At 55.8% G+C, this 13,757-nt stretch carries 11 protein-coding genes; 2 read left to right on the forward strand and 9 right to left on the reverse strand.

Annotated elements, in window-relative coordinates; all coding sequences use genetic code 11:
* Nucleotides 1-128, reverse strand: a 128-nt coding sequence (locus A6F49_RS00315) for a helix-turn-helix domain-containing protein (protein ID WP_150119312.1), incomplete at its 3' end; no start/stop codon positions are given.
* Between the two features lie 1,044 nt (nt 129-1,172).
* On the opposite strand from A6F49_RS00315, the gene A6F49_RS00320 reads away from it, so the two are divergent.
* Nucleotides 1,173-1,511, forward strand: a complete 339-nt coding sequence (locus A6F49_RS00320; RefSeq protein ID WP_150119313.1) for a hypothetical protein — start codon at nt 1,173-1,175, stop codon at nt 1,509-1,511.
* Nucleotides 1,512-1,931: 420 nt separating this feature from the next.
* Here A6F49_RS00320 and A6F49_RS00325 read toward each other — a convergent pair whose 3' ends face one another.
* Nucleotides 1,932-3,551, reverse strand: a complete 1,620-nt coding sequence (locus A6F49_RS00325) for a GMC family oxidoreductase (RefSeq protein ID WP_201120183.1) — start codon at nt 3,549-3,551, stop codon at nt 1,932-1,934.
* Nucleotides 3,552-3,653: 102 nt separating this feature from the next.
* Here A6F49_RS00325 and A6F49_RS00330 point away from each other — a divergent pair, with 102 nt between their 5' ends.
* A complete protein-coding gene (locus tag A6F49_RS00330) occupies nt 3,654-4,295 on the forward strand; it encodes a TetR/AcrR family transcriptional regulator (RefSeq protein WP_161485741.1) in 642 nt (213 codons plus the stop codon).
* 346 nt (nt 4,296-4,641) lie between these two features.
* Here the strand turns inward: A6F49_RS00330 and A6F49_RS00335 are convergent, their stop codons facing one another.
* From A6F49_RS00335 to A6F49_RS00365, 7 genes are all read right to left on the reverse strand, one after another.
* Entirely contained in the window at nt 4,642-6,174 is a 1,533-nt protein-coding gene (locus A6F49_RS00335; RefSeq protein ID WP_201120184.1) for an aldehyde dehydrogenase family protein, read from the reverse strand.
* Nucleotides 6,175-6,757: 583 nt separating this feature from the next.
* Complete coding sequence (locus A6F49_RS00340) at nt 6,758-7,171, reverse strand: hypothetical protein (RefSeq protein ID WP_043055938.1); 414 nt, start codon at nt 7,169-7,171, stop codon at nt 6,758-6,760.
* A gap of 186 nt (nt 7,172-7,357) precedes the next feature.
* Complete coding sequence (locus A6F49_RS00345) at nt 7,358-7,948, reverse strand: hypothetical protein (RefSeq protein ID WP_043055937.1); 591 nt, start codon at nt 7,946-7,948, stop codon at nt 7,358-7,360.
* A gap of 28 nt (nt 7,949-7,976) precedes the next feature.
* The gene (locus A6F49_RS00350; RefSeq protein ID WP_043055936.1) at nt 7,977-9,308 is read right to left on the reverse strand and encodes an MATE family efflux transporter; all 1,332 of its coding nucleotides are present in this window, start codon (nt 9,306-9,308) and stop codon (nt 7,977-7,979) included.
* Between the two features lies 1 nt (nt 9,309).
* Nucleotides 9,310-10,221 carry a CPBP family intramembrane glutamic endopeptidase gene (locus A6F49_RS00355; RefSeq protein ID WP_043055935.1) on the reverse strand — a complete coding sequence of 304 codons (912 nt, stop codon included), beginning with the start codon at nt 10,219-10,221 and terminating at the stop codon, nt 9,310-9,312.
* Nucleotides 10,218-12,023 carry an ABC transporter ATP-binding protein gene (locus A6F49_RS00360; RefSeq protein WP_043055934.1) on the reverse strand — a complete coding sequence of 602 codons (1,806 nt, stop codon included), beginning with the start codon at nt 12,021-12,023 and terminating at the stop codon, nt 10,218-10,220. The genes A6F49_RS00355 and A6F49_RS00360 overlap by 4 nt, the downstream gene beginning before the upstream one ends.
* Nucleotides 12,016-13,743 (reverse strand): ABC transporter ATP-binding protein, encoded by a 1,728-nt coding sequence (locus tag A6F49_RS00365; RefSeq protein ID WP_043055933.1) that lies wholly within the window; start codon nt 13,741-13,743, stop codon nt 12,016-12,018. The genes A6F49_RS00360 and A6F49_RS00365 overlap by 8 nt, the downstream gene beginning before the upstream one ends.
* Nucleotides 13,744-13,757 lie beyond the last annotated feature (14 nt).

Genomic DNA, 13,757 nt, shown 5'->3' on the forward strand with positions numbered 1-13,757 from the left:
TCATCAGACGCTAACGCCTTGCGCACCGTATTCCGGCTGATCCCCATCCGGCGGACAATTTCTTTGATAGCAACACCTTCGGCGCGATGCAGCCGACGGATCTCTGCCCAATCTTCCACACTCATCATGCCTCCTAGCTTGAACGAATGAGGGGTCAACATTCATCCGTCCCTAGAGGGTCATTATTCACGCGTCGTCGACATAACTGAGCCGAGACCGTCCGGGCCTGTTAGCTTGGCCCGGAGAAGTATTTCAGAAGTAAGTCATCTTCTAAGGCTGCCTAGAGTAGCGTTAAACTCATTTGATGGCACTGGATATTGCGGTATAGACGGATTTTATGAACTCTACGAGGTGCCTTACCTTAGGGTTCTAGGTGGATTGCCTAAAGCAACGAACAACACCGTGGCATCGTCAGGTCCGGCATGGATCTTTTCGGTGAGATTAGTCGCGGGAATATGTTTGAGGAGTTCTCTGCTACCTGGGTTGCGATACCTCTAAAGTCTCTTTCAGTCTGCGTTGACTCGAGATTGCGCCCCACCGTGGGGTTGCTTATTCCTTGGGTGAAAAGCCCGGACCCAGGCGCTCAACGAATACAAGACGAATAGAAGTAGCCCCTGAGTTGAAAGCAATGAGCAATACTCGCCATGGCACCCAGGCTTCGATGTTCCAGCGTGGAACCACCATCGCCGCCGAAGACCCCTGCCGAATTAACGTGCTACATGTGATGTGCTCAGACGGGAGCTTCCACCAAGTAGCTCCCGACAATGTTCGCAAACGATTTGATTTTTACTGTGAAGCTAGAGGCAGCTAGTCCTGGACTGGCTGGTCTGGTCGGTTCTCTGGTATACCGGCAGCGTGGTGTCTAATGATTTAAATGACCGCCGCTACGGTAGTGCTTTGCCCATGAACCATCTAATCACCACGGTGGGCCGACACCACCGGAGTCCACCCTGGTGGTCTGATCAAAGCATGTGCAATGCAGCCGCGGTGACTTCGCACGGTTTTCCTTCTAAGTGATTGCCTACCAGGCTCGGCGTCAGCCCTAGCAAACGAAAACATACTCTGCCACCAGCATCGAAGGAAACCATCGCCGTGTCTCCTGTCGTGTCATATCACGTCACTACCCCTCTCTCATCGGCGTCGATACCCACCCGGCAACGCACACCTACGCAGTGCTCGATAGCACTGGGGTGCCCCATGCTACGCAAGTCTCCCCCATCATCGCAGCAGGAATGTGCCGGGCCCTGGCATGGGTTGGCGAACGCACCGCTGAAGACCTGGCCTTATTATGGGTCATCGAAGGCATCGGCAGCTATGGCGGCCAGCTAGCCCACGCAGTCGAATCTACCGGATACGCGGTTGTGGAAGCTGCCCACATGCCTAAGAGAAACAGCAGCGGGCTAGGCAAAAACGATGCCATCGAAACACACCGCATGCCTCTACCGTGTTGTCGTTCACCACTGACCAGCAGTACGGACCCCGAGACAACAGCGGTGTTCAAACGGCTCTGAGAACGCTGCTAGCAGTCACAGATACCATGGGACGTGAACGTACCCGGGCAGTCGACCTGCTGACCGCCTCGGTCCGGACGACCGTTGTGGGCATTGATGCCCGACAAGAACGGGGCGAACGTTTGATCGCTCACGTGGCACAGTGACGCACCCGCCACAAATCGCTGGCCCCGCCACCGCAAGCGTTGAAGCCCTCCGACTGGCCAAACGCCTCGGTGAGTCCGATCAAAAACCGCAAAGACAATGATGTGGATTGAGGTTGACAACTTGAAGCTTCTGCGAAGTAGATGGGTTGGAGCGGACTTACCGTGTTGGTTGAAAAATCCATAGCACTACACTTCAAGACTTCAAGAAACATGCTATCTAGATGATGCTCCACTTTTTTGGAATAAAAGTGGAGCATCATCCAGCTGTGGATCTTCAGTACTTGTTTCGTGCGTCAGCCTTAATAAGGTCGGCTCCGCGTTCGCCGATCATGAGGACTGCAGGGTTAATATTTGCGGTTATCTGACTTGGCATGACGGAAGCATCCACAACGCGCAGTCCTTTGATGCCGTGAACGCGTAGCTCTGGGTCTACTACTGCTTGGTCATCGGAGCCCATACGGGTGGTGCCAGCGAAGTGAAACGCGGTGTCAGTGGTTTCTTTTATGTAGTTCAGTAACTCGTTATCATTAATATTGAGCCCTGGTTCGAGTTGCTTAATATTAAACTTTGCTGGCATGTTTGCGGCGATTTTCATTGCTGCTCGCATTCCTGCTACGGCAACTTGTTGGTCAGCTTCGTGGGATAGATGGTTGAAAATGAAATCTGGGCTGTCGTCAACGGAGGGCGAGGTGATATGTGCATGGCCTCGAGAGAGTGGTCTACCCTGATACATTCCCAGCCGGAAGCCAGAGAAGTTAGCCAGATCCCATCCCTTCTCACCGGGCATGAAAGGTAAGAAATGCAGTTGCAGGTCAGGTTCCGTGGCTTTGGGATCAGTTTTGAGAAATGCTCCGGCAAGTGAGGCACCGATATTTATCGGACCGTTTCGTGGTAGTAGGTAATACTTGATACCTTGGAAACCTTGGGTAAACCAGTTGCCTACTTTTTTGTTAAAGGTATCAGGGCTTGACGTAGTGAACTTCACTCCATATTGGGCGTGGTCCATGAGATTTTCACCGACCCCTGGTAGATCGTGCACTACCGGGATACCGAGGTCTTGCAGGCGTTGGCCAGGCCCGATTCCTGACACCTGGAGTAATTGCGGTGTGTGTAAGGCTCCTGCACTAAGAACGATTTCTCGGCGAGCTGATGCTGTGGAGAGTTTCCCATCTCGTCGGTAAGTGACTGACGTGGCTTGTTTACCTTCCAAGCCGATCTTAGTCACTGTCGCCTCGGTGATGATATGCAGGTTTGGCCGCTTGCGAGCATTTCTCAGGTAGGTATTTTCTGTTGAAGAGCGTACCCCGTTCCACGTGGCAAGATCCCAATACCCTGCACCTTCAATCTGGTCTCTATTGAAATCTTCATTGCGAGCAATGCCGAGAGCTTGTTGAGCAGCTTCGACAAAAGCATCGGCCAGTGGATTTTTCCAGCGAGCGAGTTCCACTTTGAATGGTCCTGAACCACCATGGAATTCTGTTTGACCGCGATGATCCTGTTCGCTTTTTTTAAAATAGGACAACACACTGTGATAGTCCCAACCTGTTGCGCCTGCTTCGGCCCACGCGTTATAATCCCCAGGATTTCCGCGCACATGGACAAGGCCGTTGATCGAGCTAGAACCCCCTAAGACTTTGCCATGTGGCAGAGCATAAGTTTTCCCACCAAGAGAGGTATCGGGCTGGGTTTTCCAGTCGAGCCACATGTATTTGGGTTTAAACAGAATTTTTGCAAATCCTAGCGGTACCTTTGACCAATAACTATTATTTTCTGGTCCAGCTTCAAGAAGCAAGACACTTACCTTCGGATCTTCAGTCAATCGTGAAGCAACCACTGCACCAGCGGTGCCGCCCCCGACAACTACATAATCAAACGGCATTACATTCTGGACCACTTGAATTTCTCCTTTTCTAGAGTAACGTGACGAACATCATTATAGAGTAGACAACTGTCCATTCTATAAGCAATGGGTCTTAAAAAGATTTACGCTAGGGATATGTTGAATCCTGCAGATAAGGCACCCAGTGATAGTCTCCGCCGGCTACGGCGAGTATCGAAGCACGCCAGTGCCGAAAAGACTCGTCAATATATCGTCCAAGCAGCTTCTGAGCTGAGCGACAAAGGACGAAATATTACAGTAAGCTCCTTGGCTCGCACTGCAGGGATTAGTCGCGCTACGTTTTACACACACTTCGCGGGGCTAGAAGAACTCGCGGTGTATATGCATCAGCAAGGATTGCGAGAGGTTACTCGATGGCAACACACTATGTTGCAGGCTAATCCGCCTTGGAGCGAGCCGGATGCTCAAAGAGAGTCATTTCGACGATTTGCCGCAGCATTCGCGAAAAAGCGACAATTATATTCTACAATTTTCAACTTGCCGGAGGCAGCGGGAGTTCGGCAACGCGCAGCACAGAGCATTACTGAGGCCCTATATGAACGCGTAGTTTCGAATAACATCCAAGCTCCTCAAGGCATTGATACTGAATTTCTTCTCTCCGCTTTAGCGGCAGCATATATGCAAATCTTGACTCTCTGGGTGACGAGAGACTCAAATCTAGAGAGCGAACAAATAGGAGACTATATGTATGAGTTGATGCCTCAGTGGTTACGCGACCCTGGTGGTTTAGACAGTTAGTATAATTTTTCTCCGTCTTGAGCATCAGTATGCAGAAATATTGTCAGAATAGCGTGATCTACCGTCCATGGGACATCAGGGTTGTAGCTCTTGTTGTCCGCCCACAGTTCCATGGCTTTATTGTAGGTTCGCATCAAAAATAACGTTTCTAATCCGAATGTGATTTACGTAGCGGTAAACTGCTGTTTGTCTCCTACAAGACGAGACAAACAATCAACACGGCATGCTATGCACTCAATGAATACACAGCATGCCACATCATCTGATTTCTGGCCGAATGAGCCTACTTGGCTCTGAGGGTTACTACAGATAAGTTGATCGAAGGAATCGGCAGAGCGTACTTAATTTAGCGCCCTACAGCCCATCCGATAGATTTAGTCTGCAGATACTCCTCGATTCCTGCTGCCCCGTATTCACGCCCGATACCCGATGCTTTATAGCCACCAAACGGCATTGAGATATCTGGGAAGTGCCCCCCGCCACCGTTTATAACGACTGCTCCAGTTCGTAATTGGCGAGCTACGTTGTATGCACGGATGGGATCCGCGCTATTGACCGCCGCGGAGAGCCCGTAAATTGAATCATTCGCCATCTCTATGGCTTCTTCTTCAGTGTCAAACGGGATAATTACGTTAACTGGTCCAAAGAATTCTTCCTGGCAGATTCTACTTCTATTATCTGAGGTTGTAAAAAGGGTGGGTTCGATAAAGTGTCCTTTATTTAGTCCCTGAGGTCGCTTCCCTCCTGTGATTAGCTTGGCGCCTTCATTGAGCCCAACCTGGATTAGCGCTTCTACTTTTGCAAGTTGTTCACGAGAAATGAGTGGTCCCATTTGCGTTTCTGGATCAGATGGGTCTCCGATTTTTATTTTCTCTAATCCAGCAGCCACTTTTGTTACGAGCTCATCGTAACGACTGCGATGGACTAAGGTACGGGTTAGCAGCGAACAGCCTTGCCCCGCGTGAATAGTGGTGTGGGTGACAACCTGTTCCGCCACCGCATCGATCTCTGCGTCTTCCAAAACAATGTTTGGACTCTTCCCCCCGAGTTCGAGTACAACTTTTTTAATGGAGGCCGCAGCTTGCTGGTATATGTCTGCCCCGACGGTATCAGACCCCGTAAAACTTACGATATCCACATCAGGATGTGTAGTTAGAGCTTTAGTGGGGGTGCGACCGCCGGTAATGACATTAAGCACTCCTTGAGGGATTCCTGCTTGCTCACTTATCTCGGCCAGTATTAGACCTTCTAAGGGTGTTGTGGACGCCGGTTTCAGCACGACCGAGCATCCGGCAGCCAACGCAGGGGCTAGTTTTGTGATATTGAGCCACAGAGGGAAATTATAAGCACTAATCAAAGCTGCTACCCCGTAGCTTTCTCGAACAACTTGACCCTGACCGATTCCATTTCCAAAATGAATCGGCGAAGGTTTCTCCCACTCAAATCGGTCCATTGCTTCGATTGTCGATTTTAGATGGGCGATAGCCCCATTCACTTGACCTTGTTCTGCAAACCACCGCGGTGAAGCACACTCAGCAATATTGATCTCAACTAGTTCAGACTTTCTCTGTTCCATAATCTCAGCCATGCGCATCAGGGCTGCTTGACGTTCTTTAGGCGTGATCATAGACCATTCGCCACACTCGTATGAGCGTTTAGCCGCGTAAACAGCTCGATTGACGTCGTCAATAGTAGCTTCTGGAACTTGGGCGATTAACTTTTCAGAGGTGGGGTTAAATATATCGATAAGTTCCTTTTCCCCTGGTTGGCTCCATTCTCCGTCAATATAATTGCCGTACTTAAGGAGTGATGATGGATCAAAAAAATTGGCCACTTGTTTACCTTTCCACTTTATTTGTGAACTGTGCAACAGTTCCATAGTAGGTATAGTAAACCACGAAGCAGGACAAAACTATGTTTAATCAAACAATGCCAGAAACTTGCACAACGTACACCCGTTAGCATCGCGCGCGTGTACGGCTAGGCAGGACAAGTCGAATCTAACTCAGGGGTCTGGTCGGATCGCCAACTACGCTGCGCGGAGCATGCACTCCAAGGAATACCTCAATAGCTCATTGACAGGGATAGTTTACGAACTGGAAACCTGAAATATTTGAACCACGACTTCCAACAATTCACAGCCCAATGCCGCTATCCAGCACCAAGTAATAGGAATCAGTAAAACACGAAGAACAATGAGCTCAGTCCCGTCCACCTAGCCAGACGTCAGAGAGGTGCCCGCTCTGACAACGAACATTTCGTCGACGGGTTCACGACAACACATGCGGTTCGGGATAACGCCCAGCAGCGTGCGGGTGCGTCATCGTTGGGCTTGATGGCGGCAAAAAGTATTGGGCCTCGCCTAAGGCAGCGATAGATAGCCCTGGGCTGCCAGCAGCACGTCCTTCTTGTGCGATCGCGGAAGTTTTGTGAACTTTCACGTGGGGACAGAGCGTGAGAGATTAGTAGCTTTCGTCTTCTAAGGTGCCGGCGTCGTCGCCAGGCTGATCTGTGGTGTGGCCTTGGGCTTCGGCTTCTTCACGTTCGCGGCGCATGCGTTCGCGGGCGCGGGCAACGGCGGCGCGGTGGAGTTCTTCTGAGGAGCGGTTGATTCCGGAGCCTTCGGAGATGTGGTCGGGGTTTTCGCGACCGGTCAGTTGCAACAGTGCAACAACAACCAGGGTTGACGCAAAGGCGATGCCGAATGAGATGAGTCCGATGTCAACGCGCAAGGGGTGGTCCGGGTTATTCAGGCCGCCGGTAGACGTTAGGGTGGCCACGACGAACGCAATGATCCCCACCACGAAGGAAAAGACCAGGGGGCCCTTGATGCCGCCTTTGAATCCGCCGCGTGGTTTTTTAGGTGAGTCTGTCATGGTGTGTTCCGGGTATCCCAGATGCTCCTTTAAAATCTCGAATCAGGTGTATTCTAGTCGGTTGTTTTACTCAACGTAGAACTCCCGGGCTGTGGGCGAAATTTGGCTGCCCCGCTGTGAGGTGAGGCATAGGCGGTTGCGGAACCGGGACAGGAAACGGGCTGCGGTGGCGCAGTGTGCGTGGCACTATGGCGCGGGTGGTTGGAAACCGTCTTCTTTGATGGCTTTGCGGGTGTCGAGCCAGTAGCCTAGCCCCGTGATACCAAACAGCACACCGGTGATCAGGGCATAGGTTCCGGTAATCCCAAAGATCCGGTGGTAGTCGACGTCCAGGGTGATCAACAAAATGGCCATGACGACGCCGGTGATGCCTGCAATGAGGTGATCGCGGGCCGGGGCGAAGGTTTTCTGCCAGCTAAAGGCCCACAGTTCGGCCACCCCGGACAGACCGAGCCCGGCGGCGATCACAGCCCAGGTAACGGTCTGCGACAGTCCACCCAGTTGCACGCCGACCAGTGTGAGTGCGGCAAGCATCCACACGGCGGCGACCAGCGACAACGGGGTACGCATACCTTCGGGCACCGGTTCGCGGCGCAGGTATTCCCACATTGCGGAACCGGAGAATAAAAAGAAGATGGTGGCACCGTAGTTGACGACGGCGTCGGTGGGTTCTTGAATAATGAACGTGGCGATACCGAAGATCAGGGCGATTCCGGCGCGGATAAGGACCGGACGGTACATGACGGCGGTGATATCGGGGGCTATTTTTTGACTCATGGCTGCTCCATTCTACTCACGCGAACACTTAGTGGGTGCCGAGACGAATCCAGGTGTCCCTGCGGATGCGTAACCATAGGCCCAACGCTCGGGCGGCCAAGAAAACACCGGCAAATCCGATCCACACGTAGGCCACCGCACCAATATGTGTTGCGTTGGCGGCCAGGTTGGCCAATCCGGCCAGCGCCGGCAGGTAGATCACAATGTTGGCGATGCCGATCAGGCCCAGGTATTTAGCGTCGCCTGCGCCCATGAGAATCCCGTCGAGCACAAATACATATCCGGAGAGCGGTTGCGACACGGCCAGGACAATCAGCCCGGCGGTGGTGGCCTCAATGACAGCCTGGTCGGTGGTGAAGACATACGGCAGCCAGACGGCGGTGGCACCCAGCAGCGCTCCGGTGATGACGCCGAAGCCAAATGACCAGCGGATCATGGTGGAGGTCAGCGCTCGCACCGTGGGCACATTGGATGCCCCAAGTTCCTTGCCGATCAGCGCTTGGGCGGCGATGGCCAGCGCATCCAGGGCAAAGGCCATGGTCGAATACACGTTGAACACGATCTGGTGGGCGGCCAGCACTTCGGTGCCCAGAGTGGTGGCCGTCAGCACGGTGGCCAGGATCGCCACGCGCAGCGAAGCCGAGCGCACCAACAGCCAGGAACCGACATGGGCGGTGGCGCGCAGGCCCGCCGTCGTCGGGGCAAAACCAACGTGGTGTTTGCGCATGCGCGGGATTAAGATGACGGCGTAGACGGCGAACATCAGCCACTGGATGACCGAGGTGCCCAGGGCCGAACCGATGACGCCCAGGCCAAGCACGTAGATGAGGATGTAGTTGCCCACAATGTTCAGCCCGAAACCGGCGCCGGCCACGATTAGTGGGGTTTTGGCGTCTTGCAGGCCGCGCAGTACCCCGGTTGCGGCCAGCACGGCGAGCATCGCAGGCAGCCCGAACATCGAGTACTGCATGTAATTGATCGCGTGGGGTGCGGCGTCGGGGGTAGCGATGTGCACTAGGAGCGGGGCGGTGAACCACCCAATGACGGCGAGCACCGCACCTATGCCTATGCCCAGCCAGATGCCGTCGCGGCCGCGGGCCAGGGCGTTGCCGAGTTGGCCCGCGCCCAGGAATCGGGCGACGGCAGGGGTGGTCGAATAGGCCAGGAAGATCAACAGCCCGGTGGCGGTTTGGACAATAGCTGCGGCCAGGCCCACACCGGCCAGTTCTGCGGCGCCGAGACGTCCGATCATCGCGGTGTCGGCGAGCAGAAAGAGCGGTTCGGCGATCAGCGCGCCGAAGGCCGGCACGGCGAGGGAGAGGATTTGGCGCGATAACGGCCGCGGCGACGTCGTCGTCATGTCAGATGATGGTGCCCATTTCGATAAATTGCAGTTCCATGACCAGCACGGACATCACGTTGTTAAACGCGTGGGCCAGCCACGCGTAGGCAAAGGATTTTTTGGACAGCAGGTACACCGCGGTAAAGGCGATGGCCATGGACAGGTAGGGCACCATGCTGGCAAACGTGGTCTCCGGGTCGGAGATGAAGTGCAGCAGGGTAAAGGCGATGATCGAGATCGGCACGGTGATCCACACTGAAATATAACGCGACAGTTTGCCGATCAGGATGTGGCGGAAAATGTATTCTTCGACGAATGGGCCCACGAGCCCCAGGATGAGAATGGACATCCACAGGCTGGATTCGCCCGCGGCTTCTTGCACGGCTTGCTGGTTGGCGGAGATATCAGGTTCTTGGCCGGAGGCCATCAGCACCAGCCCGGTGAACAACAGGGTTGACAGCCAGATGACCGGCAGCAGCAGGACTTTGAGCCACCACCAGGTGGCAAACCAGCGGAATGAACGCGCAAATGCGCGCCAGGAGACCGCCAGCAGCACAACGCCGGCTATTCCGTAGAGCACCACATTGGAATACATCAAGAACCAGCCGGGCACCTGGTCTGCGGATAAGACTTCCTGGAAACTTATCGGGTCGTAGCCGTAGGCGTCCGCGCCGAATTCGGTCACGCCCGGGATCGCGAAGACGAACAGCATGCCGCCGAAGAGGAACCCGCCGATGTAGACGATCAGCCCGAGCAGATCGCCCCAGTGAAATTTGCCCGGATCCGATGCTGTGGGGTCTTCGGGGTCGGCTTGTCCGCGCCGGCGTTTGGTTCCGGGCGGGGTTTTGGGCCAGCCGGTGGGATATTTTCCCGGCCAGCCAACCGGATACGGATGCTGTGGCGGATTGGTGCCGTAGGTCGGGTTACTCACCGGCCTCCTTCAATGTGCTGTTGGGTTTGGGCCGTGTATAAGTCATGGTACATTCCACGGGCTGCAAGTAACTGGGCGTGGGTGCCTTGTTCGACGACGTCGCCGGCGTCCATCACCACAATCACATCGGCCGCGCGAATTGTGGACAATCGGTGGGCGATCACAAACGACGTCCGGCCCTGTTGGAGTTTGGCCAGGGCCTGCTGGATGAGCACCTCGGTGCGGGTGTCCACCGATGAAGTCGCCTCGTCCAAAATCAGCAGTCGCGGGTTGGATAAAAACGCCCGGGCGATGGTCAACAGCTGGCGCTCCCCCGCGGAGATCGCATCCGAGTCGAGGCTGACCTCGGTGTCGTAGCCGTTGGGTAGCTGGTTGATGAAGTAATCGGCACGGGCGGCCTGGGCGGCAGCCATGATCTGGTCGTGCGTGGCATCCGGATTGCCGTAGGCGATGTTGTGCTTGATGGACCCGGAGAATAGCACCGCGTCTTGGAGCACCATGCCGATTGGTTCGCGCAGCTGCGCCCGTGAAACCGTGGAAATATCGGTCCCGTCGATCAGGATCTGCCCGGCGTCGACGTCGTAGAAGCGCATCAGCAGGTTGACCAACGTCGTCTTCCCGGCGCCGGTTGGGCCCACAATCGCCACCAGTTGACCCGGTTCGACCTTCAGATTCAGGTTGGTGATCAGCGGGGCGCCGTCGTCATACCCAAACCGCACGTCCCGGAACTCCACGGCACCGGTGACTTCGGGCAGGGCGCCGTCGGTGTCGGTTTCTTCTTCGGCGTCGAGAAATTCGAATACGCGCTCGGCCGAGGCCACCGCCGAGATAATCATATTCGCCAGGCCTGCCAGCTGTCCCAGCGGCTGGTTGAACTCGCGCGAGTACTGGATGAACGCGGTGACCGAACCCAGCGGCAGGCGCCCGGCGGCGACTTGCAGCGCACCCACCACGGCAATGCCAACGTAGCCCAGGTAGGTTACCCACTGCATGATCGGGTGGATCATGCCCGAGACGAACTGGGCCTTATAGCTGGCCTGGTAGACGTCGTCATTGCGGTCATCGAATTCGGCGATCATCGCATCCTGGCGGTTGAACAGGGTAATGACGTCGTGACCCGTAAAGGCCTCTTCAATGTGCCCGTTGAGCTTGCCGGTGTTGGCCCACTGGGCGGAGAACAGTTTCTGGGCGCGCTGGCCGATCACCCCGACGACGACGGCCGCGATCGGCACCGCAATCAGCGCGATGAGCGCCAGCTGCCAGGAGATTGAGAACATCATGATCGTGATGCCGATGATCGTCAACACGCCGTTGAGAATCGACGACACGGTTTGTTGCAGGGCGGTTTGGATATTGTCGACGTCGTTGGTGGTTCGTGACAGCAGGTCGCCGCGTTGGGTTCCATCAAACCAGTTGGTGGGCACCCGGTGCAGCTTATTTTCCACATCCTGGCGCAGCAGGTAGGTGATTTCCACACCGATGATGATCAGAATGCGTCCCTGCCACCACATCAGGCCCATGGCGACGACGTACATGGCCAGCACGCGGGTGATCAGTTCACCCAGCAGCGCGAGGTCGATGCCGTCGGCGTGGAAGATCACATTGACGGCCTCGCCAAGCACCAGCGGCGCCCACACCTGCAAGGCGACGGAGATGACGGTGAGTACTACGGCCAGGATGAGCTTGGGTTTATAGGGCGCAAATACCGCGGCCAGGCGCTTCATGGCGGGCCAGAACGCTTTGGGTTTGCGGCCCGGATCGGCGCCGGCTTGGACTTCAGTGGTTTCGGTGGTTTCAGTCATGGCCCACCTGCGATTCGACAATTTGTTGGTACACGGTATTGGTTTTCAGCAGTTGGTCGTGGGTGCCGTCGCCGACGATGCGGCCGTGTTCCAGCACCAAGATGCGGTCGGCATCACGAATCGTGGCCACGCGTTGGGCCACAATCAGGATGGTCGCATCGGCCAGTTGGTCGGTCAGTGCGGCGCGCAGTTTGGCATCCGTGGTGGCATCCAGTGCCGAAAACGAGTCGTCAAACAGGTAAATCTTTGGTTTCGCGGCCAGGGCACGGCCAATAGCCAGCCGCTGGCGTTGCCCACCGGAAACATCGGTGCCGCCCTGGGCAATCGCGGAGTGCAGTCCGACGTCGTCCTTGGTGTCGCGCACGGACACAAAATCTGCGGCTTGGGCGGTGTCCAGGGCGGCCCAGACGTCGTCTTCGGTTGCATCCGGTGCACCGAATCGCATATTAGATGCCACCGTGCCCGAGAAGAGATAGGCCTTTTGCGGCACCATCCCCACGATATTGGACAGGGCCTCGCGCGAGTAGGCGCTCACGGGCGCCCCGTCGATCAACACGTCGCCAGCGGTAGTGTCGGTCAGTCGCGGAATCAGGTTCAACAGCGTGGTCTTGCCCGACCCGGTGGAGCCGATAATGCCTACCGTCTGGCCGGGTGCTGCACTGAAGTTGATGTCCTCTAATACCGGCATATCCGCCCCCGGATACGCATACGTCACGTTGCGGAACTCAAGATTGCCGGCCGGCTCCTCAGGCTCAAAGGTGCCTTCGGTCAGTTCGGGTTCGGTGGCCAGCACCTCGTTGATGCGCTTGGCCGAAACCATCGCGCGCGGGATCATCAAGAAAATCATCGTGGCCATCATCACGGCCATCAGAATCTGCAATAGGTATTGCATAAACGCCGTCAGCGACCCGACCTCAACCAGGCCAGCGTCCACGCGCAACCCGCCATACCACAGCACTGCGGCCGTCGCGCCGTGCAGCACCAGTGAAATGAGCGGGAACAGCAGCACGAAAATCTTACCCACCCCGATCGCCAGGTCGGTCAGGTGCTGATTGGCCTTGGTGAACCGGGCGGTTTCATACTCCTCGCGCACAAAGGCCCGCACCACGCGCATCCCGGTGATTTGCTCGCGCAGAGTGTGGTTGACGTCGTCAATGGCCTCTTGCATTTGCCGGAACAGCGGCATCATCTTCAACGCGGCCAAGATCATGATCAAAATGACCACGGGAGCTGCGATCCACACCAGCCATGACAGTCCGGCGTCCTCACGCATCGCCATGACCACCCCGCCGATCCCCATGATCGGCGCCATGACCAACAGGCTCATGCCCATCAGCGTGACCATTTGCAATTGTTGGACGTCGTTGGTCGCGCGCGTGATCAGGGTTGCGGGCCCAAATTGGGACATTTGGTAGCTGGAGAACCTCGAGACGCGCCGGAAAATCTCGGCGCGCAGATCGCGTCCGATCGACATCGAAGCAACCGCCGCGAACCACACCGAACCAACGGATGCAGCCAATTGGACCAGTGCGACGGCAAGCATCACACCGCCCAGGCCCCAGATCACGTCGGTGTTGCCGGTGGCAATCCCGTCGTCAATGATTTGGGCATTGAGTGCCGGTAAAAACAAAATGGCGCCCACTGTTGCCAGTTGCAGGACCACTACGGCCACCAGGTGACCACTATATGGGCGCGCAAAACGCGCCAGGAGTTTGAGCAAAGGAGTCTTTCCTA

The sequence above is a fragment of the Enteractinococcus helveticum genome, assembly GCF_001657475.1.
Classification (GTDB): Bacteria; Actinomycetota; Actinomycetes; order Actinomycetales; family Micrococcaceae; genus Yaniella; species Yaniella helvetica.

Coding starts and splice junctions, on each gene's coding strand:
- A6F49_RS00340 (WP_043055938.1), bottom strand. CDS start 7,171: ATGACAGACTCACCTAAAAAACCACGCGGCGGATTCAAAGGCGGCATC.
- A6F49_RS00345 (WP_043055937.1), bottom strand. CDS start 7,948: ATGAGTCAAAAAATAGCCCCCGATATCACCGCCGTCATGTACCGTCCG.
- A6F49_RS00360 (WP_043055934.1), bottom strand. CDS start 12,023: ATGACTGAAACCACCGAAACCACTGAAGTCCAAGCCGGCGCCGATCCG.
- A6F49_RS00335 (WP_201120184.1), bottom strand. CDS start 6,174: ATGGAACTGTTGCACAGTTCACAAATAAAGTGGAAAGGTAAACAAGTG.
- A6F49_RS00350 (WP_043055936.1), bottom strand. CDS start 9,308: ATGACGACGACGTCGCCGCGGCCGTTATCGCGCCAAATCCTCTCCCTC.
- A6F49_RS00330 (WP_161485741.1), top strand. CDS start 3,654: ATGTTGAATCCTGCAGATAAGGCACCCAGTGATAGTCTCCGCCGGCTA.